The organism is Curtobacterium sp. CFBP9011, from assembly GCF_034045095.1.
Lineage (GTDB): Bacteria > Actinomycetota > Actinomycetes > Actinomycetales > Microbacteriaceae > Curtobacterium.
Genome location: NZ_JAXCWN010000003.1, coordinates 212,453 through 235,648 on the forward strand (window position 1 = coordinate 212,453; position 23,196 = coordinate 235,648).

Here is a 23,196-nt window from a genome sequence, read left to right on the forward strand (position 1 = left end):
GGGCGGCCTGGTCAGTCGGCGGCGCGCAGGACGATCGCCTCGGTCGACGGGTGCGGCCCGTCGTGCCGGACGTCGGGCTCGATGTAGATGACCCGGGCGATCGGGACGGCTGCACGGACCCGCTGCTCGACCGTGTCGATGCCCGCGGCGACGTCACCGAGTCGGCGGTCCCCGTCGACGGCGACCTTCACGCCGACCATCAGTTCCTCCGGCCCGAGGTAGAGGGTCTTGAGGTGGATGATCGAGTCGACCTCGGGGCCGTCGAGCACCGCCTGCTTGATGCGTGCGACGTCGCCGGAGCTCGCGCCCTCGCCGACGAGCAGGCTCTTCGTCTCGACGCCGAGGACGAGTGCCACGGCGATGAGCAGCACCGCGATGAGGACCGTGCCGATCGCGTCGAACACCCCGTTGCCGGTGATCGCCGTCAGGCCGACGCCGAACAGCGCGAACACCAGGCCGATCAGGGCCGCGGTGTCCTCGAGCATCACGACGGGCAGCTCCGGGGCCTTGGCGCGGCGGACGAACTGGACCCAGGACTGCCCGCCCTTCTGCGGTGCGGCTTCCTTGAGGGCGGTGCGGAGCGAGAACCCCTCGAGCCCGATCGCGATGACGAGCACCACCATCGGCAGCCACCAGTTGTCGAGCGGGTGCGGGTGCGCGAACTTCTCGATGCCCTCGTAGAGCGAGAACACGCCGCCGACCGAGAACAGCACGATCGACACGACGAACGCGTACACGTAGCGCTCGCGGCCGTGGCCGAACGGGTGCTCCTCGTCCGCTGCTTTCTTCGCCTTCCGGCCACCGAGCAGCAGGAGCAGCTGGTTCGCGGAGTCCGCCAGTGAGTGCACCCCTTCGGCGAGCATCGACGCGGATCCGCTGATCGCCGCGGCGATGAACTTCACGATCGCGATCCCGATGTTCGCACCGAGTGCGGCGAAGATCGCCTTCGTCCCTCCGGAAGCGCTCATGTGGATGTCCGACCCCTTCTCTCACCCGACCTGGACCACGATCCTAGGCTGCCGGTCCTCGCTAGGTTGGTGGCCATGACCATCGAACTGCCCCGCGTCGCCATGCTCGGTGTCGGCTCCATGTCCGGCGCGGTCCTGCAGGGCCTCCTGGCCTCCGGCGTGGCGCCCGACACCGTCGTCGTCACCACCCGGTCCGAGTCCTCGGCGGCGGCGCACCGTGCGAGCGGGTTGGACGCGACCGCGACCGAGACCGACCCGGATGCCAACCGTGCGGCCGTCCGCGGCGCTGGACTCGTCGTGCTCGGGGTGAAGCCGTTCGGCATCGTCGACCTGCTCGACGAGGTCGCCGGAGACCTGGCGCCGGACGCGGTCGTCGTCAGCGTCGCCGTCGGCGTGACGACCGAGACGATGCAGGCGCACGTGCCCGCGGGCGTCCGGGTGGTCCGGGCGCTGCCGAACACCCCGATCGGGGTCGGCCTCGGGGTCACCGGCATCAGCGCCGGAGCATCGGCGGACGCGGACGCGACGGCACTCGCTGCACACGTGTTCGCGGTCTCGGGCGAGGTCATCGAGGTGCCGGAGTCGCAGCTCGACGCCCTGTCCGCCGTGTCCGGCTCCGGCCCCGCCTACGTCTTCCTGCTCGTCGAGCAGTGGCAGCAGGCCGCCGAGGCGCTCGGGTTCACGCACGAGCAGGCGCGCACGATGGTGCAGGGGACCGTCCGGGGCGCGGTCGAGCTCCTGGCCAGGTCGGGCAGCGAGCCGGCCGACTTGCGCCGCGCGGTGACGAGCCCGAAGGGGACCACCGAGCGTGCGGTCACCGTGCTGCAGGAGGCGGACCTGTCCGGGACGCTCGAGCGGGCTGCGCGCGCCGCGATCGCCCGGGCCGAGGAGCTGTCCCGCCTCTGAGCGGGCTACTCGAGCGCGGCGAACCGTTCGAGGTCGGTCTCGGTGCCGGAGACGATGATCACGTCGTCCTCACCGATGACGCTGTCCGGGGTCGCCGGCACGAACGCCTGACCGGGCGGCTTGATGCCGAGCACCGTCAGGCCGAAGCGCGTCCGGATCACCGTCGTCGCCAGGTCCCGCCCGCGGACGGCCCGCGGCGGGAACATCTTGACCACGGCGAAGTCGTCGTCGAACTCGATGAAGTCGAGCATCCGGCCGGACACCAGGTGCGCCGTCCGCTCGCCGGCCTCACGCTCCGGGTACACCACGTGGTTCGCACCGATGCGGCTCAGGATCGTGCCGTGTGACCGGCTGATCGCCTTCGCCCAGATCTGCGGGACCCCGAGGTCGACGAGGTTCGCGGTGATGAGGACGCTCGACTCGAGGTCCGAGCCGGTGCCGACGACCGCGATCGCGAAGTCCTGTGCCCCGATCTGCTTCAGGGCGTCCATGTCAGTCGCGTCGGCCTGCACCGCGTGCGTGACCCGGTCCGACCACTTCTGCACCAGGGCGGCGTCGGTGTCGACCACCAGGACGTCACGCCCCTGACGCTCGAGCTGGCCGGCCGTGGCGGCACCGAAGCGGCCGAGCCCGATGACCAGCACGGGGGCGTCGTGGCTGACGGGGCCCTGCTGGTGGTGCGTGCGGTTTCGGTCAGCCAACGATCGGCCTCTCCTCGGGACGGCGGAACAGCTGCCGGCTCTGACTCGCTGCGAGCGCGGCGGCGATGGTCACTGTACCGACCCGGCCGAGGAACATCGTCGCGGCGAGGACGTACTTGCCGGAGTCCGGCAGGTCGGCCGAGACCCCGGACGACAGACCGCACGTGGCGAACGCGGAGATCACCTCGAACAGGACCCGGTCGAGTGGCTCGTGCGTGATCTGCAGCAGCACGACGGTGGCGATCGCGACGATGGTGGCACCCCACAGGACGATCGCCACGGCGACGCGGAGGACGTCACTCGGGATCCGCCGGCCGAACGCCTCCATGCTCTGCCGGCCACGGGCCTCCGCGACGGCCGCCAGGAACAGCACGGCGAGCGTGGTGACCTTGATGCCGCCGGCGGTGGAGGCGGAGCCGCCACCGATGAACATGAGCATGTCCGTGACGAGGAGGCTCGACCCGTGCAGCTCGTCGAAGTCGACGAGCGAGAACCCGCCGGACCGCGTCATCGTGGACAGGAACAGCGCCTGGAACGCCGTGCGGCCGGCGCCCTCGCGACCGAAGGTGGCGGGGTTCGAGGCCTCGAGCGCGATGTACGTCACCGCGCCGCCGAGCAGCAGGACGCCGCTGGTCACCAGCGTGAGCTTGACGTGGATCGGCCAGCGCCTGGGGGAACGCAGCTGCTTCGTCAGCGTGCGGATCACCGGGAAGCCGATCGAGCCGGCCACGACGCCGACCATCAACAGGGTGAGGAACCAGTAGTCGTGCGCGAACGGGTCGAGCCCGGAGGCGTTCGGTGCGAACCCGGTGTTCGTGAACGCCATCGCGGCGTAGTAGAACGAGTCACCGACCGCCGACCAGAACGGGATGCCCGTCACCAGGACGCTCGGCAGCAGCAGCAGACCCAGGACGATCTCGATCGACAGGGTGCTCACCGCGACGGTCAGCAGCAGGGTGCCGACGTCGCCGAGCCGGACCGCCTGCCCTTCCGGGACGGCTCCGTGGTGGGTCCGTAGCGGGTTGGAGTCGCCCGCGGCGATGAGCTTCGCGCGGAGTCCGAGGCGGCGGGTGACCACCAGGCCGAGGATCGACGCGAACGTCAGGACCCCGAGTGCGCCGATCTGCGTCCCGATCACGACGAGGACCTTGCCGAACACCGACCAGTGCGTCGCCATGTCGACCGTCGCGAGCCCGGTGACGCAGACCACGCTCGCCGCGGTGAAGAGCGCGTCGGAGAAGTCGGTCGTCGTCCCGTCGGCCGCGGCCATCGGCGTCATGAACAGCACCGTGAACAGGAAGATCAGGACGATGAAGACCAGGATCGCCAGGCGGGAGGGCGAGGACCGCAGCGCCGTGGTGATCCGGCCCGGGTGTCGCCGGGCCGACGCGGCGCCCGGGGCGGGGACCGGCTCGGTGCGGTCGAGCATCGTATGCCTCCGAGGACATGGGCGGGACGGTTCGTCATGGTACATCCGCACCGCGGCGGTTAGCCTCTCCCCATGGCCGACATCTTCAGCGTCGTCGCGGACCCGACGCGGCGTGCACTGCTGGGCGAACTGCTCACCGCGTACGGGGCGGACGCGACCGGCGGCGAACTCAGCGTCGGACAGCTCGTGCTGCGCCTCGGCGTGAGCCAACCGACCGTGTCGAAGCACCTCCGCGTGCTCCGCGACATCGGGCTCGTCACCAGCCGCGAAGAGGGTCAGCACCGCTACTACCGCCTGGACCCGGAACCCCTGCTCGGCATCGAGGACTGGGTCGTCCCCTTCACCAACGCGGTGGACGCCGACGGCACCCCGGCGACGACGTCCTGGACGCCGGACGGCCAGCCGGTCTCGTTCCGACGGAGTGGGGCGACCGGCAAGGGGACCGTCGAGGTCGGCACCGAGCTGGGCCGCGTGATGGCCGAGGCGTCACATCGAGCCACCGTCGCGTTCACGGGCGCGCAGCAGGGCTGGGAGCGTGTCGTCGACCGCGGACGGCGCCGGTTCACGAAGCGCCCCGAGGACGACTGAGCGGCTGCTGGACAGCGAGGCTCACGCGCCTCTACAGTGTCCAGAGACCACACAGGTCACAACAAGCAAGCCAGCCCGAAGGCGGATCATGACCGGCAGTTTCGACGACGTGCGCTTCCTCACCGTCGCGGAGGTCGCCGAGATGATGCGGGTCTCCAAGATGACGGTCTACCGCATGGTGCACGCCGGCGAGCTCCCCGCCATCCGGTTCGGTCGGTCCTTCCGGGTCCCCGAATCGGCGGTCGCGGAGATGCTCCGCGGTGGCATCGCCGACGTCGGCTGACCCGACGCATCCGCCCCGGGCGTCCACCGTCCGTTCCGGCGCCGTTCGACATCGCGTCAGCCCTCCGGTAGACTCGGGCAGGTTGATTTTCCGCGGCTTCATCGGCCCGGTGTCCGTACATCACCATCAGTCCGAGCGAGGTCCACATGGGTTCTGTCATCAAGAAGCGTCGCAAGCGCATGGCGAAGAAGAAGCACCGCAAGCTCCTTCGCAAGACGCGTCACCAGCGTCGCAACAAGAAGTAAGTCGCAAGACTTGCCGCAGAAGCCCCGGTTCGCCGGGGCTTTCGCATTTCCCGGGGTGGGTCCGGGCCTCGCTGCTCGGCTCTGATCCCTGCCACGGCGCGGATGCAGGGCCACCAGCCGGGCCGGGGACCCGCCGGACTACCCTGGTGCCATGCCCGCCGTGACGCTCCTCACCAAACCCGGATGCCACCTCTGCGACGACGCGCGACCCGTCGTGGAACAGGTCGTGTCCGCGCACCCCGGCACGACCCTCCAGGAACGGTCGATCCTCGACGACGACGCGCTCCGCGAGGAGTACTCCGAGGACATCCCCGTCGTCCTGGTCGACGGCCGTGTGCACAGCAACTGGCACGTCGATGCCGAGCGACTCGCCCGGGCGATCGAACTGGCGGAGGCTCGCGCATGATCCGCCACGTCGTCTCCTGGACCCTGCGTGAGGACCTCGACCGCGCCGTCGCCGTCGCCCGGGTGCGCGAACTGCTCACCGGCCTGGTCGGCGTCATCGGATCGATCCGGTCGCTCGAGGTCGTCGAGAACGTCGCCTACCCGGGGAAGAACCAGGACCTGGCGGTCGTCGCGACCTTCGACGACCTCGCCGGCCTGGACGAGTACCAGTTCCACCCGGAGCACCAGGCCGCCGCCGCGGAGATCCGCGCGATGGTCACCAGCCGCGCGGCCATCGACTGGCAGGACTGAGGCCGGCGCAGCCCGGCCGCGGCGCCTGCGGTTGCGGCCGGCGCGCCTGCGGCTGCGCGTTCGGCCGGTGCGCCGTGGCACCGCACAACGAGAACCGGCTCGAACCACGGACTTCCGTGGTTCGAGCCGGTTCCTGTTGTGCGACGACAGTCCGCGCCGCAGCTGCGCCGCGAGGCGCCGCGGCTGCGGCGCCGCGCTGCCTACGGGGTCAGGCGCGTCGGGCCACGGAAGAGGTACGTGACCTCGCGGATCGACGGCTCGCCGAGCATGAGCATCAGCACGCGGGCCAGGCCCATGCCGAACCCACCGTGCGGCGGGACGCCGTAGCGGAAGAAGTCGAGGTACCAACCGAGCTCGGCGGGGTCCAGGCCCTTCTCCTCCGCCTGGGCGGTGAGGACGTCGACGCGGTGTTCACGCTGGGCGCCCGTGGAGATCTCGGCGCCGTTGAACAGCAGGTCGTAGCTGTTCGTGAGCGTCGGGTCGTCGGCGTGACGCATGTGGTAGTACGGCCGGATCGATGCGTCGTAGTCGGTGACGAAGACGAACTCCGACCCGTGGTGCTCCTTGGCCCAGGCCGACACGCGGCGCTCGCCCTCGGGGTCCAGGTCGCCGTCGGCGCGCACGACGTCGTGGCCGCTCTCGGCGACGATCGTGCGGGCTTCGGCCAGGGTCACGCGGGGGAACGGCGTGGTCGGGACCTGCAGCTCGAAGCCGAAGACCTCCTGGATGTCCTTGCCGTACTTCTCCTTGACAGCAGTGATGCCGGCGACCAGGACCTCTTCGTGCATCGTCATGACGTCCTCGTGCGACTCGATCCACGAGAACTCGGCGTCGACGCTGGTGAACTCGGTCGCGTGGCGCGAGGTGAACGACGGGTCGGCGCGGAAGGCGTCGGCGATCTCGAACACGGCACCGAAACCGGCCGGCTGTGCCATCTGCTTGAAGTTCTGCGGCGACTGCGACAGGTAGGCGGTGGTCTCGAAGTACTCGAGCTGGAAGAGCTCGGCGCGGGACTCCGACGCGGACGCCATCAGCTTCGGGGTGTGGATCTCGATGTAGTCGCGCTCGACCCAGTAGGTGCGGAACGCGTGTTCCATCGTCGTCTGGATGCGGAAGATGAGGTTCTGCTTGCGGTTGCGCAGGTCGAGGAACCGCCAGTCGAGACGCTTGTCGAGCGACGAGTCGTCGGCGATCGGGGTCTCGGGGATGGCGGCGCTGACGACGGTCAGGGTGCCGACCTTGACCTCGAGCCCGCCGAGCTTGACGCGCTCGTCGGCCTTCAGGGTGCCGGTGACGTGGATGAAGGAGCCGTGCGCCAGGCCCGAGATCGTCTCGGTGGTGGCGAGGGCCGCGGCGGAGGAGTCGTCCCCCTCGACGGCTTCACGGGTGGCGGGGTTGACCAGCTGGACGGCGCCGCTCTCGTCGCGGAGGACGACGAACTGCACCTTCTTCTGATCGCGGACGGTCTCGACCCATCCGGCCACGGAGACGGGGCCGTCGGGGAGGCTTGCGAGGTCGGCGATGCGGGTGCGTTCGATCACGGTCGTGGAGTCTACCGGCCGGGCGCGCCCGTGGCGTGCCGGTGGCGAACTCGGTCCGGGCTGAGCCTCTCCCTGCACAGCAACACCGCTCGGAGCGTTCGTCCACAGGGACGGCCGGGAGGCCCGCCCCGGCTCCGTCAGGTCCCTACCGTCGTCCTCGTGGCCAGGTCGCGGGAGGACACGGGGCGGGACTCATGACGGAGGGTCCCGGTGCTGCGGCCTGGCCACCCATCCACCGCTGATCGCGGATCGACGGGATCAGACCGACGCGCGCAGCCGCCCCAGGGTCCCGATGAACTCCTCGGCCATCGCGGCGCGTTCCAGCAGCTTGGCGTGCCGGGCCCGGGCGTCGTCGAGGAACTCGTCGAGCCGGGCAGCCAGGGCCGTGGCCTCGGTGGGGTCCGCGGTCGCCAGCCCGTCGACGACCCGCAGCAGTCCGGCCATCTCCTCGAGCGTGAACCCGAGCGGCTTCATGCGGCGGATCACGAGCAGGCGCTCGAGGTCCCCGGCCGTGTAGACGCGGAAGCCGCCGGAGGTCCGACCGCTCGGCACCAGCAGCCCGACCTCGTCGTAGTGCCGGATCGACCGGAGCGACATCCCGGTGCGTTCGGCGAGTTCGCCGATGTGCATGGTGGTGGGGACGTCCGGGGCGGTCATGTCCGCCATCGTGGCAGAACCGGTCGTGAGCGGGCTCCGGTCGCGGCAACCCTCACGCGTCGGTAGGGTCGCTCCCGATGTCGATCACCAGCACCGTCCCCGGCGCGCCGAGCGTCCTGTCCGCCCTGCGTTCGCCGCGCCTGCTGACCCGGGAGGTCCTGGCCGGCGTGGTCACCGCACTCGCCCTGATCCCCGAGGCGATCTCGTTCTCGGTCGTGGCAGGCGTCGACCCGGCCGTCGGGCTCTTCTCGAGCGTGGTCTTCGCGATCGTCATCTCGATCGTGGGCGGCCGCCCGGCGATGATCTCCGCCGCCGCGGGGTCCGTCGCACTCGTCATCGCCCCGCTGGTCCGCGACCACGGCGTCGCCTACCTGGTGCCGACGATCGTGCTCGGCGGCCTGTTCCAGCTCGTGCTCGGGTTCCTCGGGGTCGCCCGGCTCATGCGCTTCATCCCGCGGAGCGTCAACGTCGCCTTCGTGAACGCCCTCGCGATCCTCATCTTCACCGCGCAGCTGCCCAACCTGTTCGGCCACGACGTCCCGTTCGTCGTGTGGCCCCTGACCGCGCTCGGCATCGGGCTCATCATCGGTGTCCCGTACCTCACCAAGGCGGTCCCGGCGCCGCTCATCGCGGTGGTCGTGATCACCGGCATCACCGTCCTGTTCGGGGTCGCCGTCCCGACCGTCGGCGACGAGGGCGCGCTGCCGACCGCACTGCCCGGGTTCAACGGCGTCACCGTGCCGTTCACGCTCGACACCCTGCGGCTCATCGCGCCGTACGCGTTCGGTGTCGCGATCGTCGGGCTCATCGAGACCCTGCTCACCGCACAGCTCGTCGACGCCGTCACCGAGACCCGCTCCAGCGCCTGGCGCGAGTCCTGGGGGCAGGGCATCGCGAACATCGCCGCCGCGTTCTTCGGCGGGACCGGTGGGTGCGCGATGATCGGCCAGACCGTCGTCAACGTGAAGACGGCCGGTGCTCGGACACGCGTGTCGACCTTCACCGCCGGGGCCGCGATCCTCGTGCTCACGATCGTGCTGCACGACGTGGTCGCCGAGATCCCGATGGCCGCGCTGACCGCCGTCATGCTCATGGTCTGTGTCGCGACCTTCGACTGGCACAGCGTCCGACCGCGCACGCTCCGCCGGATGCCGCTGGGGGAGACCGCCGTGATGGTCATCACCGTGCTCGTGGTCCTGGCGACGAACAACCTGGCGACCGGGGTCCTGGCCGGTGTCGTGGTCGCCGCGCTCGTCTTCGCCCGCCGGGTCGCCCACGTGGTGGAGGTCGTCCGCGAACCCGTCAACGAGCACACGGTCCGCTACCGGGTCCGCGGCGCGCTGTTCTTCGCGTCGTCGAACGACCTGGTCACCCGGTTCTCCTACGCCGCGGACCCGGAGCACGTGGTCATCGACATGACCGACGCACACGTCTTCGACGCCAGCACCGTGGCCGCCCTCGACGGGATCGAGCAGCGGTTCGCCCAGCACGGGTCGACCGTCGAGGTCGTCAACCTGAACAGCGGGTCGATCGCCCTGCACGGACGGCTCTCCGGCCACCTCGGCTGACGGCGCACTGAACAGGTGTGCAGCCGTGGATCTGCTGAGCGGCGGGTGGGCGAGCAGGACCGACCTACACTGGAACCCATGCCCGCGAACACGATCCACCTCGTGCGGCACGGCGAGGTCCACAACCCCGACCGTGTCCTCTACGGGCGGCTCCCGGGCTTCGGTCTGAGCGAGCTCGGCACCCGGATGGCCGCCACCTCCGCCGCCGCCTGGAAGGATGCCGGGGTCGACGTCCGCGCGATCGTCGCCTCGCCGCTCCAGCGCACGCAGGAGTCCGCTGCTCCCTGGTCGGCCGCCTACGGTCTCGACGTCCGGCTCGACGAACGCCTCATCGAGCCGACGAACCGGTACGAGGGACAGCCTCCCGGGTTCACCAAGCGCTCCGTCCGACGCCCGACGGAATGGCCGTGGATCGCGAACCCCTGGCGACCGAGCTGGGGCGAAGCGTACGAGTCGATCGCGAACCGCATGCTCGCCGCGGTCGCCACCGCCTGGGAGAGCGTCGACGGCGGGGACGTCGTCCTCGTCAGCCACCAACTCCCCATCTGGATGGTGCACCGTCGCCTGGCGGGGGAGCCGCTCTGGCACGACCCGCGCAAGCGCCGGTGCGACCTGTCCAGCATCACGAGCCTCCAGCGGGTACCCGACACCGCCGCCGGTCGTTTCACCGAGGTCGGGTACGCGGACCCGGCGGCAGACCTCCGCGGGTCAGCCGTCGACGAAGGAGCAGTGTGACCAGCACGACCCGAACGAACCGCACTCGCGCCACGCGCCGCCGGACCGCCATGGCCGCCGCGATAGCCTTGGCCGCCGCGATCGCGCTGGTCGGGTGCAGCTCCGCCAACGACGGCCTCGCCGCGCAGTACGGCAAGGGCAACACCCAGAACTACATCTCCGGCACCGGTGCGGTGACCGAGGTCGCGGTCGACAAGCGGACCGACCCGATCGACTTCACCGCGAAGTCCATGGACGGCGACGAGCTGTCCGCGAAGGCCATGCGTGGCGACGTCGTGGTCATCAACTTCTGGTACGCCGGCTGCCCGCCCTGCCGCGCCGAAGCCGGGTACCTCAACACGGTCCAGGACGAGTTCGCCGACGACGACGTGCACTTCATCGGCGTCAACGTCCGCGACGAGGCCGGCACCGCGAAGGCGTTCGAGCGGAAGTTCGGCGTCGACTACCCGACCGTGCTCGACGCCCGCAGCGGCACCATGCAGCTCGCGCTCTCCGGCGACATCGCCCCGAACGCCGTGCCGACGACGATCGTCCTCGACAAGAAGGGCCGGGTCGCCGCCCGCGTGCTCGGCGCCGTCGACGGTCCGAGCATCCTGAAGACCCTGGTGGACGACGAGCTCACCGGCAAGGCGTCCTGACCCGTGTCCAGCGGGAACCCCTTCGCCGACGCGATCTTCAGCGGGCAGCTCCTCATCGGCCTGCCGGTGGCGGCGCTCGCCGGACTGGTGTCCTTCTTGTCGCCGTGCGTCCTGCCGCTCGTGCCGGGCTACCTCGGCTACGTCAGCGGCATCGCGGACGGCAGCCGGCACTCCCGCGGCCGGGTGCTGCTCGGCGTGCTGTTGTTCGTGCTCGGCTTCACGGTCGTCTTCGTCCTCGGGTCCGCGGCCGCCGGCGCCGTGGGCTTCTGGCTGGTGCGCTGGCGTGACCTCATCGTCCAGCTCATGGGCATCGTGGTGATCGCGATGGGCCTGGTGTTCATCGGGCGGTTCACGTTCCTGCAGCGGACCGTCAAGACGAACTTCACCCCGCGCACCGGCCTGCTCGGCGCCCCGCTGCTCGGCATCGTGTTCGCTCTCGGGTGGACCCCCTGCATCGGCCCGACCCTGGCGGCCATCAACCTCATCAGCTTCCAGTCCGGCAGCGCCTGGCAGGGCGTCGTGCTCGGCATCGCGTACTGCATCGGGCTCGGCGTGCCGTTCCTGCTGGTCGCCCTCGGCGCCGGCTGGGCGTCGGGCGCGATCGGTGTCGTCAAGCGGCACATGCGCACCGTCAACATCATCGGAGGAGCGATCCTGATCGTCATCGGTCTGCTCATGGTCACCGGCATCTGGTCGGCCGTCATGTCGAGCGTCGGGGCGGTGATCCAGAGCTATGTCCCCGCGGTCTGACACCGACCAGGACGACGTGACGGACGCTGGCACCACCGGCACCGACAGCGCGTCCGACCCGCAGCGCCCGTCCGACCACGTCGACGGCACGCCCGTCGTCGCGACCACCGCCGACGGCATCGCCCAGCCGAAGCTCGGGCTGGTCGGCTACCTCCGGTTCGCCTGGCGGCAGCTGACGAGCATGCGCACGGCGCTCTTCCTGCTGCTCCTCCTGGCCCTCGCGGCGATCCCGGGCTCGCTCGTCCCGCAGACGCAGGCGGACCCGAACGGCGTCGTGCAGTACAAGAACAGCCACCCGCAGCTGACCCCAGTACTCGAGAAGCTGCAGGTCTTCGACACCTACACCTCGGTGTGGTTCTCGGCGATCTACCTGCTCCTCTTCATCTCACTCATCGGCTGCATCGTGCCGCGCACCCGGCACCACTGGCAGGCGCTCCGCACCCGGCCGCCGAAGACCCCGGCGCGGCTCGGCCGCCTGGCCGGCTTCCAGTCGGTGACGATCAGCGCGGCAACGATGGGCGGCGCGACCGTTGGCGGCCAGACGGTCGGCAGCACGACGGGCGCGGCCACGGGCCTCCCGTCCGTAGACCACGCGGTGACGACGGCCATGACCCAGCTGAAGAAGTCGGGCTACCGCGTCGAACGCTTCGGTGACTCGGTCAGCGCCGAACGCGGCTACCTGCGGGAGACCGGCAACCTGGTCTTCCACTCCGCGCTCGTCGGCGTGCTGCTGGCGGTCGGTCTGGGCGGTGGGTTCAGCTACACCGGACAGCGGCTGCTGGTCGAGGGGCAGTCGTTCACCAACGTCATCGGCGCGTACGACTCGTTCAACCCCGGACGCTGGTTCTCGCCGAAGGACCTCACGCCCTACAACCTGACGCTCGACAAGTTCACGACCAAGTACGAGGAGCGCAACCTCGACGCGCTGGGGCAGGCGACCGACTACTCGGCCACCGTCTCCGCGCGCCTGAAGGACGGCACCGCGAAGACCAGTCGGCTCGGCGTGAACGAGCCGCTGTCGATCGGGGGGACGAACGTCTACCTGCTCGGCAACGGCTACGCGATGCAGGTCACCGTGCGTGACGGCAAGGGCAACGTGGCGTTCCAGGACGTCGTGCCGTTCCTGCCGGACGACGCGAACTACACCTCCACCGGCGTCATCAAGGTGCCGGACGCGTCACCCGACCAGCTCGGCCTGATCGGGTTCTTCTACCCGACCGCGGTGCAGCAGACCAGCGGCACGAACGCCGGTGCGTTCACCTCGAACTACCCGGACGTCAAGAACCCGATGCTGTCGCTGCAGGTGTACACGGGCAACCTCGGCCTCGACGACGGCGTGCCGCAGAGCGTCTACCAGCTGTCGACGAAGGGCCTGCAGCAGATCGCGGGCCGGCAGTCGGACACCCCGAGCATCGCGATGAAGCCCGGTCAGACGAAGCAGCTGCCGGACGGCGCCGGATCGATCACGTTCGACGGGGTCAAGCGGTACGTGTCCCTCGACGTGCACCACGACCCGTCGCAGCTCTGGGTCGCCTTCTTCGCGATCCTGTCGGTCCTGGGCCTGCTCACCTCGCTGTTCGTCCCGCGCCGCCGCGTGTGGGTGAAGGCGGTGCGGAAGCCCGGTGCCGAGGACGGTGAGTTCGACCTCGAGTACGCCGGGCTCGCACGTGGTGAGGACCCCAACCTCGAACGCGCGGTGGCGGACATCGCCCAGAAGCACATGTCGGACCTCGGAGTTAGGATCAGCAAGTGAACACGACGACCCTTGCGACCTACTCGGTCGTGCTGACGTACTCCGCGATGGCGGTCTACGTCATCGCGTTCATCTCCTTCGCGCTCGACATGGCGAAGCGCGCCGGCGACGTCGGGCTCGAGACCACCCGCGGTGGTTCGGCCTCGGACCGTGACGACGCCAACGTCGCCACGGTCGCGACCGTCCAGGGCGGCACCGTCGTCCTCGAGCGCGTGCAGCAGAAGCGTGCGGGCGACGACGTCAGCGGTGGCCGGGGCCAGCGCGGCTCGAAGTTCGAACGCGTCGGCATGGCCATGACGATCCTGGCACTCGTCGTCCACATCGGCGCGATCGTGCTCCGCGGCATCGCGGCCGACCGTGTGCCGTGGGGCAACATGTTCGAGTTCTCGCTGACCGGCACCGGCCTGATCATCGCGGTCTTCCTGCTCGTGCAGTTCTGGCAGGACCTCAAGTTCCTCGGGGTGTTCATCACCGGCCTGGTGATCATCCTGCTGGGCATCGCCACGGTGAACTACTACGTGCCGGTGCGCCCGCTGGTGCCCGCGCTCGAGTCCTACTGGCTCGTCATCCACGTCTTCGTCGCCATCGCCGGCACCGGGTTCTTCGCCCTCGGCGCCGGGCTCGCGGTCTCGCAGTTGGTCCAGACCTACCGCCAGGGCCGTCCGGTCTCGCGCCGACTGCGCTTCATGGAGACGCTGCCCGACGCCGACCGGCTCGAGGTGCTCAGCTACCGGGTGATCCTGGTCGGCTTCGTCCTCTGGACCTTCACGCTCATCGCCGGTGCGATCTGGGCCGAGCGGGCCTGGGGGCGTTACTGGGGCTGGGACACGAAAGAGGTCTGGACGTTCATCATCTGGACCCTCTACGCCGGCTACATCCACGCGCGGGCGACCCGCGGGTGGCGTGGCGCGCGGTCCTCGTGGCTGGCCCTCATCGGCTTCGCGGCCGTGATGTTCAACTTCTCGGTCGTCAACGTCTTCTTCAAGGGGCTGCACAGCTACTCCGGTCTGTGACCCCCCGGACGCGACCACGGAACGGACGGGAGGCCCGACACCAGCTGGTGTCGGGCCTCCCGTCCGTCGTGTGGTGCGGCCCTACGGCCGCGCTTCGAGCAGCGCGTGCACCCGACCGAGCCGCGCCAGCCACCACGCGGTGCGCTCGGGGGACGCCGCCCACCGGTCGAGGAGGTCCGGGTCCGGCTCGACCCGCCGCACCGCGATCCGGCCGCCGACGGGCAGCAGCGGGTCGGCGGTGACGTCGCCGGTGAACATCGCCGCGGTCCCGAGGCCGGCCGCGTACCCGGGAGCCATCGCCCGCGACGCCAGGAACGCCCCCATGCCGAGCCCGATCGAGGTGTCGATCGCGCTGGAGACCACGCAGGGCAGCCCGGCCTCGGCGATGACGGCCTGCGCGGCGGTGACCCCGCCGAGGGGCTGTGCCTTGACGACGAGCACGTCTGCGGCCCCCGCGCGCGCGACGGCGAGCGGGTCGGAGGCCTTCCGGACGCTCTCGTCGGCAGCGATCCGGACGCCGAGCCCGGCGATCCGGGTGCGCAGCGCGGCGAGGTCCGCCACCGACGCGACCGGCTGCTCGGCGTACTGCAGCCGGAAGGGTGCCAGGCGTTCGAGGGCGGCGGTGGCGTGCTCGAGGTCCCACAACCCGTTCGCGTCGATGCGGACCTCGGCGTCGTCACCCATCGCGCGACGGACCGCGGCGACCCGGGCGACGTCGTCCTCGATGTCGGTGCCGGGTTCGGCGACCTTCACCTTCGCGGTGGTGCAGCCGGGGTAGCGGCGCAGCAGGTCGGCGACGTCCTCGGCGGCGATCGCGGGGACCGTGGCGTTGACCGGGACGCTGTCCGCGCCGGGCTCGTGTCGGGTCCAGCCGAAGTCGATCGCGCCACGGAGCCAGGCGGTGGCCTCGCCGTCGTCGTACTCCACGAAGGGGGAGAACTCGGTCCACCCCTCGGGTCCGCGGAGCACGAGCGCCTCGCGCACGGTGATGCCGCGGAACCGGACCCGCATCGGCAGGGCGACGACCCGGGCGGTCGCGAGCAGGTCGGGCAGATCGGGGACGACGGCGGGAGCGGACGGGTTCACGGCGGGCACCCCGTCATCTTCGCAGGAGCGCCCAGCCGGCCTCCCGGACTCTCCGAGGGGACCGCCAGGGCAGCGCACTAGCATCGCTGCGGTCGACCACCGGTCGGCCGTGCCGGTGCCGATCAGGGCAGCCGGTCGGGGACGGACGAGGAGGCTCGGTGGCGACGGACGACTTCGCGCGGCTGATGCGTCAGGGCACCGTCGACGTCACCCGGCAGCCCGCAGCTCGGCGTCGGAAGAACCCGATCACCGGCAAGATCGCCCTCGGCCTCGCGGTGGTCGCCGCCGCGGTGGACGCCAGCGCGTTCGCGGTGTTCGTGGGCGGCGACACGACCTTCGCGTTCGGCATCTGCTTCGTCGTGGTGTTCCTGACCCTGGTCGCCGCGGTCCTGGGGTTCATCGCCGCGGTCGGTTCGTTCGGCCGCTGGTACGGGGTCGTCGGCGTGGTCGTGGCGTTCTTCGCCAACCCGGTGATCCTCATCGTCCTGCTCGTCATCGTCGCTCCGGAGATGCTCTCCGGCATGGGTGCCAGCTAGCCCGGCGGTAGGTTCGGAGCATGCCCTCTGCCGTCTCCGACCTGTTCGACCCCGACGTCTGGACCACCGCCCCGATCGCGGACCGGTTCACCGACATCACGTACCACAAGCACGTCTCCGGCGGCATGGTGCGCGTCGCCTTCGACCGCCCGGAGGTCCGCAACGCGTTCCGCCCGCGGACCGTCGACGAGCTGTACCGCGCCCTCGACGACGCCCGCCAGGACCCGCGCGTCGGGGTCGTGCTGCTGACCGGCAACGGCCCGAGCCCGAAGGACGGCGGCTGGGCGTTCTGCTCCGGCGGCGACCAGCGGATCCGGGGCCGGAGCGGCTACCAGTACGTCGGCGACGAGGGCGCTCCGCCCGAGGGTGTCGACCCCGCCGCCGCGCAGGCCTCGATGGGCCGGCTGCACATCCTCGAGGTCCAGCGACTCATCCGGATGATGCCGAAGGTCGTCATCGCGGTCGTGCCGGGCTGGGCGGCCGGTGGTGGGCACTCGCTGCACGCGATCTGCGACCTCACGATCGCCAGCGCCGAGCACGGGAAGTTCAAGCAGACGGACGCCGACGTCGGCTCGTTCGACGGCGGCTACGGCAGTGCCTACTACGCCAAGCAGATCGGCCAGAAGCTCGCGCGCGAGGTCTTCTTCCTGGCCGAGGAGTACTCCGCGCAGCGCGCGTACGAGATGGGTGCCGTCAACAGGGTCGTGCCGCACGAAGACCTGGAACGCGAGGCGATCCGCTGGGGTGAGACGATCCTCGGCAAGTCACCGACGGCGATCCGGATGCTCAAGTACGCCTTCAACGCCGTCGACGACGGCATGGTCGGCCAGCAGGTCTTCGCGGGTGAGGCCACGCGCCTCGCCTACGGCACGGACGAGGCCGTCGAGGGTCGCGACTCGTTCCTCGAGAAGCGCTCGCCCGACTGGACCGCGTTCCCCTGGCACTACTGATGACCCGTCCGCTCGTCGCGGTGAGCGCCGCCGACCCGTCCGCCGTGCTGCGCGGACTGGAGGCGGCACTCGCCGGCGGCCCCGCACTGCTCCCCGTCGCGACAGGGGCTCCGGCGCTGCCGACACCGCCTCCGGCCGACGTCCCGCAGCGGGTCGCGCTGGTCGTCGAGACGAGCGGCTCCACCGGGACCGGCAAGCGGGTGGCGCTGTCCTCGGAGGCGCTGCTCGCCGGGGCGGCCGCAGCGGACGCGGCCCTCGGCGGACCGGGTGGCTGGGTCCTCGCCCTGCCGACGCACTACATCGCCGGGCTCAACGTCCTGACGCGGTCGATCACGGCGGGGACGACACCCGTCGTGCTGCCGACCGGACACTTCGACGCGGCGGCGTTCGCGGACGCAGCCGACCGGCTCGTCGTCGGACCCGCTGCCCCCCGCCGCTACACGTCGCTCGTGCCGGTGCAGCTCGCCCGGGTCCTCGACGACCCGCGTGCGACGGCGGCCCTCGGTCGGTTCGACGCCGTCCTGGTGGGCGGTCAGGCGACCCCGGTGGCCCTCCGTGAGCGAGCCCGAGCCGCGGGCGTCCGCATCGTGACCACCTACGGCGCCAGCGAGACGAGCGGCGGCTGCGTGTACGACGGCGAGCCGCTCGGCACCGTCCGCGCCGAACTCGTCGACGGCGAACTGCAGCTGGCCGGGCCGATGCTCGCCGAGGGCTACCTCGACGTCCCGGCCCGGACGGCGTCGACCTTCACGGAGCGGGACGGGCACCGCTGGTACCGGACCGGGGACGCCGCGACGATCGTGGACGGCCGGATCCGGGTGACCGGACGGCTCGACGACGTCGTCATCTCCGGCGGTGAGAAGGTCCCGCTCGGCGCGGTCGAACGCATCGTCCGCGAACTGCCCGGACAGGACGGCGCCGTCGTCACCCGCCGGGCGTCGGGGGAGTGGGGCGAGGTACCGGTCGTCGTCACCGAGCAGCCCGTCGACCTCCAGGTCGTCCGTGCCCGGGTCGGGGACGCCCTCGGACGTGCCGCCCGTCCGGCCGAGGTGCTCGTCGTGGACCGGATGCCGATGCTGGCGACCGGCAAGCCCGACCGGCGTGCGGTGCGGGCGCTGGCTGATCGCGAGGGGTGAGCCCAGCCTCCCGGCCGCGCCGGTACGCTTGGCGGTCGTGGCACGAGCGAAGAACACGACACGTCCGAAGGGCCGGTCCGGCAACCCGGCGAAGGCCGCTGCCCCGCAGCGCACCGCCCGGCGGGCGACCGCACGCGACTGGATCGGCGGGGCGCGTCTGCGCACCCTGACCCTCGGCGTCGTGCCCGTCGTGCTCGGCACCGCCGTGGCCTACGTCGACAGCAAGGCGACCGGTGACTTCGGGGCGTTCCTGGGTGCCGACGCGCACCTGGCGATCGCGCTGCTCGCCCTGGCCGTCGCGCTGTTCCTGCAGATCGGTGTGAACTACAGCAACGACTACTCCGACGGGGTCCGCGGCACGGACGAGTTCCGCGTCGGCCCGGCCCGACTGACCGGGGCCGGCCTGGCGAAGCCCCGCACGGTGCTCACCGTCGCGCTGACGTTCTTCGGCCTCGCCGCCGTCGCCGGCATCGTCATCGTGGTGCTCACCCAGCTGTGGTGGCTGCTGCTCGTCGGTGCCGCGGCGATCGTCGCCGCCTGGTTCTACACCGGCGGCAAGAAGCCCTACGGCTACAACGCCCTGGGCGAGGTCTTCGTCTTCGTGTTCTTCGGCCTGGTCGCGGTGCTCGGCACCCAGTACGTGCTCATCGGGCAGGCGACGCTCAGCGGGTGGGCCGCCGCCGTCGCCGCGGGCCTGTTCGCCTGCGCGGTGCTCATGGTGAACAACATCCGCGACATCGGCGAGGACACCGCCGCCGGCAAGCGCACGCTCGCCGTCGTGGTCGGCGACACGGTGGCACGGGTGCTGTTCGCGCTCTTCCTGCTGCTGCCCTACGTGGTGCTGATCTGGTTCGTGCTGCTGTACTTCCGGTCCGGGTTCACGTACTTCTCGCTGCTGCTCGCGCTGCCGGCGCTGCTGATCGGCGTGACCTCACGGAAGCCGCGCGAACTCATCACGGCGCTGCAGCTGTCGTCGTTCTCGGCGTTGGCGTACGGCGTGGTGCTCGGCATCACGCTCGCCGTCCAGCCGTAGCGGTCAGGCCTCGTCGGGGCGCTTCCGGAGCGTGACGTCGGGGTCGGCGGAGGCGCCCGCGTCGGTGGCGGTGTGCTCGTCGGCGGTGTCGACGAAGTCGTCCTCGAAGTCGCTGTCCGCATCGCGCTCGGGGCGGGCACGGCGCTCGGCGATGCTGGTGGTCACGGCGCTGCGGAGACCCGGCAGCGCGATGTAGGACACGAGCAGCCCGATCAACGCGCCACCGATCGCCGCCCAGTACCAGGGCAGCCCGATCACCAGCAGCACGACGAGTGCCACGACGAAGATGCCGAGCCGAGCCAGGGTGTAGACGAGCCACGCTTTCACCCTGCAAGTGTACGGACGCCGGTCTCCACGGTGACCGGACGGAGGCCAGGGCGGTCACAGCCGGCCGGCCTAGGCTTCGAGGATGGTCAGGTTGTGGCTCGTCATCGTCGTCGCCGCCGTGGCGTTCACGGTGTTCGCCCTGATCGACTGCGCCACCATGCCGCGCACCCGGGTCCGGTCGCTGCGCAAGGGCATCTGGGTCCTGCTGGTCGTCGTCCTGCCCGTCCTCGGCGGTGTGCTGTGGTTCCTGCTCGGCCGGACCCCTGCCGTCCCGCGCGGGAACGGTGGCGGTGGTGCCGGGTACCGTGGTCCCGAAGACGATCCCGACTTCCTCGGTGGCACGACGCCTCCCGGGCGCAAGAGCGATGACAAGGACCAGGACGACGCGACCCTCCGATCCCTCGAAGACCAGTTCCACGACGGCGACGACGACGGCCGCCCCGATCGGTGACGGCACTGCCGGTGACGGCACTGCCGGTGACCGCGCTGCCGCTGACGGCACTGCCGGTTCCGGCAGCCCCGCGACCGACTTCGCCCTCGCCTTCCTGCAGGAACTCGCCCGCGCCGGCGTGACCGACGTCGTGGTCAGCCCGGGCTCCCGGTCGCAGGCCCTGGCCCTCGCCGCGGTCGCTCTCGAGCGCGCGGGCGGCATCACTGTGCACGTGCGGCTCGACGAGCGCACCGCCGGGTTCTTCGCCCTGGGCCTGGCGATCGAGTCCGGTCGTCCCGCCGCGGTGGTCACGACCTCGGGGACCGCGGTCGTCAACCTGCACCCCGCCGTGCTCGAGGCGCACCACTCCGGCGTGCCGATGATCGTCGTGTCCGCCGACCGTCCGGCCGAACTGCGGGGCATCGGCAGCAACCAGACCACCGTCCAGCCCGGCGTCTTCGGTGCGGCCGTCTCCTTCGTCCGTGACGTCCAGGCGCCGAGCGCGCACGGTGTCGACGACGACGCCCGCGCCACCGTCCGGTCCCTCGTGCGTGAAGCCGTCGCCGCCGCTGCCGGGCACGCCGGGCAGCCGGGTCCGGTGCAGCTCGACCTGGCGTTCCGCGAGCCGCTCTCCGCCGGGCTCGACCGGGTCGACGGCGTCCCCGACGACCAGGTGGACCTGGCGTACGCGACCCGTCGGCCGACCGCGGCGCTGCCGGTCGCCGAGCTCGCTCCGGACGACGAACCCGCCACCGTGGTCATCGCGGGGCACGACGCCGGCGCCGACGCCGAACGGATCGCCTGGGAACTCGGCGCCCCGCTCCTGGCCGAGGTGTCGAGCGGGGCCCGCTTCGGCCGCAACCTCGCCGCCGCCTACCGCGAACTCCTCCGCGACGACGACTTCGGCGGTCGGGTCCGGCGCGCGGTCGTCCTCGGCCACCCGACGCTCAGCCGCGAGGTCCCGGCGCTCCTGCAGCGCGCGGACGTCGAGACGGTCGTGGTCCGTGGGGCCGGAGCCGACGTCTTCGACCCGGCCCGTGCCTCCCGGCCGGACTCCGCGACGCAGGTCGTGTCGGACGTCCGCGTCACCGGGCGGACCGGGCCGTCGCACCGTGCATGGGTGGGCCGCTGGGTCGCCGCGAGCCGCTCGCTGCTCGGCGAGGGCGACGCCGGGCCGGACCTCGACGCCAAGCGGTCCGCCGACCGCGCCGAGCGGAACCGGTTCCTCAAGGACGAGGTCGCGCTGCGCCGCCGACCGGTCGACCGCGCCATGCTCGCCGAGGCGGTGTGGGGCGTCACCTGGCCGCACGACCGCCTGGTGTTCGGGGCATCGCAGATCATCCGCGTCGCGGACATGACCGTCGCGGGCAAGAAGATCCGCGTGCACGCCAACCGGGGCCTGGCGGGCATCGACGGGACGATCTCGACGGCGCTCGGCATCGCGACCGCGCTCGATGCCGGGTCCGGACCCGTCGGCACCACGCGCGTCGTGGTCGGGGACCTCACGTTCCTGCACGACCTCGGCGGGCTCGTCACCGGGACGGAAGAGGCACGACCGCGTCTGCAGGTCGTCGTCGGCAACGACGGCGGCGGCGCGATCTTCCGCGGGCTCGAGGTGGCGGCGACCACCGCCCCCGAGGACATGCGGCGGATGATGACGACCCCGCAGCACGTCGACGTCGAACGAGTAGTCACCGGCCTCGGGTGGGAGTACCGCCGGGCCGAGACGTGGGGCGACCTGGAACGAGTCCTCACCGACCCGGCCGAGCGTGTCGTCATCGAGGTGCCGCTGGCCGACTGACCGGCCAGCGCAGCCGGGCCAGGGCAGCACGGCCCGGTCAGCGCGGTCAGGCCCGCCCGGTCAGCGCAGTCTGGTCAGAGCGGCGAGCCCTCAGGCCAGCGCGTCGACGACCGGTCGGAACTTCAGGCGCGTCTCCGCGACCTCCCGTTCCGGCTCGGACCCGGCCACGATCCCGGCACCGGCCCACGCGCGGACCGTGCCGTCCTCGTCGATCTGCGCGCTCCGCAGCGCGAGCATCCACTCGCCGTCACCGGAGGCCCCCAACCAGCCGACGGGACCGGCGTACCGGCCGCGGTCCACCCCCTCCAACTCGGCGACGAGTCGCACGGCGACGTCGGTCGGGGTGCCGGCGACGGCGGCGGTCGGGTGCAGGGCGTCGGCGACGTCGAGCGCGGTGACGCCGGCGGGCAGGACGGCCTCGACGTCACTGGCCAGGTGCCAGACGTTCGGCAGCTGCAGCCGGAACGGTTCGGGGTCGACCCGCAGGTCCGCGGCGATCGGCTGCAGCGACGCGACCAGGCTCGAGATCGCGAAGGCGTGCTCCTCGAGGTCCTTCGTGCTCGCGGCGAGGGTCTCGGCGGCGACGCGGTCGCTCTCGGCGTCCGTCCCCCGTGCGGCGCTGCCGGCGAGGACCCGTGCGGTGAGGGTGCGGCCCTCCGTGCGGGCGAGTGTCTCCGGGGTCGCCCCGACGAGTCCGTCGACGGCGAAGGTCACGCACGTCGGGTAGGCGGCGGCCAGGTCGAGCAACACGGCGCGGCGGTCGGCGCCGGGCGGCAGGGTGCCGACCAGGTCACGGGCCAGGACGACCTTCTGCGCCCGCCCCGCGCGGATGGCGGTGACCGCGGCGGCGACCGAGGCGGCGTAGGCGTCCTCGTCGACCGCGCCGGGGCGCAGCGCGACGGAGACGTGGGGGCCGACGCGGGGGACCGGCACCGAGGTGCTCGTGAAGGGCAGGGGCTCGGGGGCGTCGGTGGTGTCGATCGCGGTGATCCACGCCCGACCCCGCCGACGCCCGACCACGACACGCGGCACGATGAGGACACTCGTGGCGGCGGAGTCGTCGGCGAACGCGAAGGTGCCGAATGCCACCAGACCACTGCCGCGGAGCCGCACCGGGTCGTCGACGACGGCGGCGGCGACGACCTGTCGCCAGAGTGCGGAGGCATCGCGCATCCGGCTCGGACCGGAGAACTCGAAGCGCAGGGCCTCGCCGATCCCGACGATCCCGTCCCCGCCCCGCACGAAGGCCATCGGGTGCGCGGCGAGCGTGTGGCGGAGGACGGCGCCCGGGTCGTCGAGGATCCGGGTCGAGACCGTGAGCGGCTGGACCGCTGTGGTGGGACGGGTCACGGACCGATGCTACGCGTCAGGGCGCGCCCGGGGTGCGCGGCTCCTGCACGGCTGCCGGGAAGCGTCCGGTCGCGGC

The 23,196-nt window shown here is 71.5% G+C and carries 26 protein-coding genes; 18 read left to right on the forward strand and 8 right to left on the reverse strand.

What is annotated here, in order from left to right; all coding sequences use genetic code 11:
* Positions 1–11: 11 nt before the first annotated feature.
* Entirely contained in the window at positions 12–968 is a 957-nt protein-coding gene (locus SOM35_RS08320) for a cation diffusion facilitator family transporter (protein WP_221850198.1), read from the reverse strand.
* Positions 969–1,043: 75 nt separating this feature from the next.
* On the opposite strand from SOM35_RS08320, the gene proC reads away from it, so the two are divergent.
* The gene (proC, locus tag SOM35_RS08325; RefSeq protein WP_320515052.1) at positions 1,044–1,874 is read left to right on the forward strand and encodes a pyrroline-5-carboxylate reductase; all 831 of its coding nucleotides are present in this window, start codon (positions 1,044–1,046) and stop codon (positions 1,872–1,874) included.
* 5 nt (positions 1,875–1,879) lie between these two features.
* Here the strand turns inward: proC and SOM35_RS08330 are convergent, their stop codons facing one another.
* Both SOM35_RS08330 and SOM35_RS08335 read right to left on the reverse strand, forming a co-directional pair.
* Complete coding sequence (locus SOM35_RS08330; RefSeq protein WP_221850196.1) at positions 1,880–2,575, reverse strand: potassium channel family protein; 696 nt, start codon at positions 2,573–2,575, stop codon at positions 1,880–1,882.
* The gene (locus SOM35_RS08335) at positions 2,568–4,004 is read right to left on the reverse strand and encodes a TrkH family potassium uptake protein (protein WP_301223028.1); all 1,437 of its coding nucleotides are present in this window, start codon (positions 4,002–4,004) and stop codon (positions 2,568–2,570) included. The genes SOM35_RS08330 and SOM35_RS08335 overlap by 8 nt, the downstream gene beginning before the upstream one ends.
* 72 nt (positions 4,005–4,076) lie before the next feature.
* Here SOM35_RS08335 and SOM35_RS08340 point away from each other — a divergent pair, with 72 nt between their 5' ends.
* From SOM35_RS08340 to SOM35_RS08360, 5 genes are all read left to right on the forward strand, one after another.
* A complete protein-coding gene (locus tag SOM35_RS08340) occupies positions 4,077–4,592 on the forward strand; it encodes an ArsR/SmtB family transcription factor (protein ID WP_111074378.1) in 516 nt (171 codons plus the stop codon).
* Positions 4,593–4,680: 88 nt separating this feature from the next.
* Positions 4,681–4,875 (forward strand): helix-turn-helix domain-containing protein, encoded by a 195-nt coding sequence (locus SOM35_RS08345; RefSeq protein WP_111074377.1) that lies wholly within the window; start codon positions 4,681–4,683, stop codon positions 4,873–4,875.
* Positions 4,876–5,021: 146 nt separating this feature from the next.
* Positions 5,022–5,120 carry a 30S ribosomal protein bS22 gene (locus SOM35_RS08350; protein ID WP_003792170.1) on the forward strand — a complete coding sequence of 33 codons (99 nt, stop codon included), beginning with the start codon at positions 5,022–5,024 and terminating at the stop codon, positions 5,118–5,120.
* Positions 5,121–5,271: 151 nt separating this feature from the next.
* Positions 5,272–5,526, forward strand: a complete 255-nt coding sequence (locus SOM35_RS08355) for a glutaredoxin family protein (protein WP_111074376.1) — start codon at positions 5,272–5,274, stop codon at positions 5,524–5,526.
* Positions 5,523–5,816 carry a Dabb family protein gene (locus SOM35_RS08360; protein WP_110902607.1) on the forward strand — a complete coding sequence of 98 codons (294 nt, stop codon included), beginning with the start codon at positions 5,523–5,525 and terminating at the stop codon, positions 5,814–5,816. The genes SOM35_RS08355 and SOM35_RS08360 overlap by 4 nt, the downstream gene beginning before the upstream one ends.
* A 200-nt stretch (positions 5,817–6,016) precedes the next feature.
* Here the strand turns inward: SOM35_RS08360 and aspS are convergent, their stop codons facing one another.
* Together aspS and SOM35_RS08370 are read right to left on the reverse strand one after the other, a co-directional pair.
* The gene (gene aspS / locus SOM35_RS08365) at positions 6,017–7,357 is read right to left on the reverse strand and encodes an aspartate--tRNA(Asn) ligase (protein WP_320515053.1); all 1,341 of its coding nucleotides are present in this window, start codon (positions 7,355–7,357) and stop codon (positions 6,017–6,019) included.
* 258 nt (positions 7,358–7,615) lie between these two features.
* Positions 7,616–8,014 carry a MerR family transcriptional regulator gene (locus SOM35_RS08370; RefSeq protein ID WP_111074425.1) on the reverse strand — a complete coding sequence of 133 codons (399 nt, stop codon included), beginning with the start codon at positions 8,012–8,014 and terminating at the stop codon, positions 7,616–7,618.
* Between the two features lie 77 nt (positions 8,015–8,091).
* Here SOM35_RS08370 and SOM35_RS08375 point away from each other — a divergent pair, with 77 nt between their 5' ends.
* From SOM35_RS08375 to ccsB, 6 genes are all read left to right on the forward strand, one after another.
* On the forward strand, positions 8,092–9,582 hold the full coding sequence (locus SOM35_RS08375) for a SulP family inorganic anion transporter (RefSeq protein WP_320515054.1): 1,491 nt from the start codon (positions 8,092–8,094) through the stop codon (positions 9,580–9,582).
* Positions 9,583–9,660: 78 nt separating this feature from the next.
* Positions 9,661–10,317, forward strand: coding sequence for a histidine phosphatase family protein (locus SOM35_RS08380; protein WP_111074373.1), 657 nt, complete (start codon positions 9,661–9,663; stop codon positions 10,315–10,317).
* Positions 10,314–10,955, forward strand: a complete 642-nt coding sequence (locus SOM35_RS08385) for a TlpA family protein disulfide reductase (RefSeq protein ID WP_320515055.1) — start codon at positions 10,314–10,316, stop codon at positions 10,953–10,955. Before SOM35_RS08380 ends, SOM35_RS08385 begins: the two co-directional genes overlap by 4 nt.
* Before the next feature lie 3 nt (positions 10,956–10,958).
* Positions 10,959–11,705, forward strand: coding sequence for a cytochrome c biogenesis CcdA family protein (locus tag SOM35_RS08390; protein WP_111074371.1), 747 nt, complete (start codon positions 10,959–10,961; stop codon positions 11,703–11,705).
* Positions 11,689–13,458 carry a cytochrome c biogenesis protein ResB gene (gene resB, locus SOM35_RS08395; RefSeq protein WP_414648562.1) on the forward strand — a complete coding sequence of 590 codons (1,770 nt, stop codon included), beginning with the start codon at positions 11,689–11,691 and terminating at the stop codon, positions 13,456–13,458. The genes SOM35_RS08390 and resB overlap by 17 nt, the downstream gene beginning before the upstream one ends.
* Positions 13,455–14,471, forward strand: a complete 1,017-nt coding sequence (gene ccsB, locus SOM35_RS08400) for a c-type cytochrome biogenesis protein CcsB (RefSeq protein WP_414648563.1) — start codon at positions 13,455–13,457, stop codon at positions 14,469–14,471. The genes resB and ccsB overlap by 4 nt, the downstream gene beginning before the upstream one ends.
* Before the next feature lie 81 nt (positions 14,472–14,552).
* Here the strand turns inward: ccsB and SOM35_RS08405 are convergent, their stop codons facing one another.
* Positions 14,553–15,566 carry an o-succinylbenzoate synthase gene (locus tag SOM35_RS08405; protein WP_320515057.1) on the reverse strand — a complete coding sequence of 338 codons (1,014 nt, stop codon included), beginning with the start codon at positions 15,564–15,566 and terminating at the stop codon, positions 14,553–14,555.
* A 149-nt stretch (positions 15,567–15,715) separates the two neighbouring features.
* On the opposite strand from SOM35_RS08405, the gene SOM35_RS08410 reads away from it, so the two are divergent.
* The 4 genes from SOM35_RS08410 to SOM35_RS08425 are packed head-to-tail and all read left to right on the forward strand — an operon-like array spanning position 15,716 to position 19,212.
* Complete coding sequence (locus SOM35_RS08410) at positions 15,716–16,093, forward strand: hypothetical protein (RefSeq protein WP_221850188.1); 378 nt, start codon at positions 15,716–15,718, stop codon at positions 16,091–16,093.
* Positions 16,094–16,113: 20 nt separating this feature from the next.
* A complete protein-coding gene (locus SOM35_RS08415; RefSeq protein WP_111074367.1) occupies positions 16,114–17,043 on the forward strand; it encodes a 1,4-dihydroxy-2-naphthoyl-CoA synthase in 930 nt (309 codons plus the stop codon).
* Positions 17,043–18,179: an AMP-binding protein gene (locus SOM35_RS08420; RefSeq protein WP_320515058.1), complete on the forward strand. Its 1,137-nt coding sequence runs from the start codon at positions 17,043–17,045 to the stop codon at positions 18,177–18,179. The genes SOM35_RS08415 and SOM35_RS08420 overlap by 1 nt, the downstream gene beginning before the upstream one ends.
* A gap of 28 nt (positions 18,180–18,207) precedes the next feature.
* Entirely contained in the window at positions 18,208–19,212 is a 1,005-nt protein-coding gene (locus SOM35_RS08425; protein WP_290157896.1) for a 1,4-dihydroxy-2-naphthoate polyprenyltransferase, read from the forward strand.
* Positions 19,213–19,215: 3 nt separating this feature from the next.
* On the opposite strand, the gene SOM35_RS08430 is transcribed toward SOM35_RS08425, so the two are convergent.
* Positions 19,216–19,539 carry a DUF4229 domain-containing protein gene (locus tag SOM35_RS08430; RefSeq protein WP_320515059.1) on the reverse strand — a complete coding sequence of 108 codons (324 nt, stop codon included), beginning with the start codon at positions 19,537–19,539 and terminating at the stop codon, positions 19,216–19,218.
* Between the two features lie 82 nt (positions 19,540–19,621).
* Between SOM35_RS08430 and SOM35_RS08435 the strand changes: the two genes are divergently transcribed.
* Positions 19,622–19,990 (forward strand): PLDc N-terminal domain-containing protein, encoded by a 369-nt coding sequence (locus SOM35_RS08435; RefSeq protein WP_111074363.1) that lies wholly within the window; start codon positions 19,622–19,624, stop codon positions 19,988–19,990.
* Positions 19,905–21,770: a 2-succinyl-5-enolpyruvyl-6-hydroxy-3-cyclohexene-1-carboxylic-acid synthase gene (menD, locus tag SOM35_RS08440; RefSeq protein ID WP_320515060.1), complete on the forward strand. Its 1,866-nt coding sequence runs from the start codon at positions 19,905–19,907 to the stop codon at positions 21,768–21,770. Before SOM35_RS08435 ends, menD begins: the two co-directional genes overlap by 86 nt.
* 90 nt (positions 21,771–21,860) lie before the next feature.
* Here the strand turns inward: menD and SOM35_RS08445 are convergent, their stop codons facing one another.
* On the reverse strand, positions 21,861–23,120 hold the full coding sequence (locus tag SOM35_RS08445; RefSeq protein WP_320515061.1) for an isochorismate synthase: 1,260 nt from the start codon (positions 23,118–23,120) through the stop codon (positions 21,861–21,863).
* Positions 23,121–23,196: the final 76 nt, after the last annotated feature.

What these genes read in the sequence shown, in the direction of transcription:
- SOM35_RS08320 (WP_221850198.1), bottom strand. Translation starts at nt 968, where the DNA reads ATGAGCGCTTCCGGAGGGACGAAGGCGATCTTCGCCGCACTCGGTGCG.
- proC (WP_320515052.1), top strand. Translation starts at nt 1,044, where the DNA reads ATGACCATCGAACTGCCCCGCGTCGCCATGCTCGGTGTCGGCTCCATG.
- SOM35_RS08335 (WP_301223028.1), bottom strand. Translation starts at nt 4,004, where the DNA reads ATGCTCGACCGCACCGAGCCGGTCCCCGCCCCGGGCGCCGCGTCGGCC.
- SOM35_RS08340 (WP_111074378.1), top strand. Translation starts at nt 4,077, where the DNA reads ATGGCCGACATCTTCAGCGTCGTCGCGGACCCGACGCGGCGTGCACTG.
- SOM35_RS08345 (WP_111074377.1), top strand. Translation starts at nt 4,681, where the DNA reads ATGACCGGCAGTTTCGACGACGTGCGCTTCCTCACCGTCGCGGAGGTC.
- SOM35_RS08350 (WP_003792170.1), top strand. Translation starts at nt 5,022, where the DNA reads ATGGGTTCTGTCATCAAGAAGCGTCGCAAGCGCATGGCGAAGAAGAAG.
- SOM35_RS08355 (WP_111074376.1), top strand. Translation starts at nt 5,272, where the DNA reads ATGCCCGCCGTGACGCTCCTCACCAAACCCGGATGCCACCTCTGCGAC.
- SOM35_RS08360 (WP_110902607.1), top strand. Translation starts at nt 5,523, where the DNA reads ATGATCCGCCACGTCGTCTCCTGGACCCTGCGTGAGGACCTCGACCGC.
- SOM35_RS08370 (WP_111074425.1), bottom strand. Translation starts at nt 8,014, where the DNA reads ATGACCGCCCCGGACGTCCCCACCACCATGCACATCGGCGAACTCGCC.
- SOM35_RS08375 (WP_320515054.1), top strand. Translation starts at nt 8,092, where the DNA reads ATGTCGATCACCAGCACCGTCCCCGGCGCGCCGAGCGTCCTGTCCGCC.
- SOM35_RS08380 (WP_111074373.1), top strand. Translation starts at nt 9,661, where the DNA reads ATGCCCGCGAACACGATCCACCTCGTGCGGCACGGCGAGGTCCACAAC.
- resB (WP_414648562.1), top strand. Translation starts at nt 11,689, where the DNA reads ATGTCCCCGCGGTCTGACACCGACCAGGACGACGTGACGGACGCTGGC.
- SOM35_RS08415 (WP_111074367.1), top strand. Translation starts at nt 16,114, where the DNA reads ATGCCCTCTGCCGTCTCCGACCTGTTCGACCCCGACGTCTGGACCACC.
- SOM35_RS08420 (WP_320515058.1), top strand. Translation starts at nt 17,043, where the DNA reads ATGACCCGTCCGCTCGTCGCGGTGAGCGCCGCCGACCCGTCCGCCGTG.
- SOM35_RS08435 (WP_111074363.1), top strand. Translation starts at nt 19,622, where the DNA reads ATGGTCAGGTTGTGGCTCGTCATCGTCGTCGCCGCCGTGGCGTTCACG.
- menD (WP_320515060.1), top strand. Translation starts at nt 19,905, where the DNA reads ATGACAAGGACCAGGACGACGCGACCCTCCGATCCCTCGAAGACCAGT.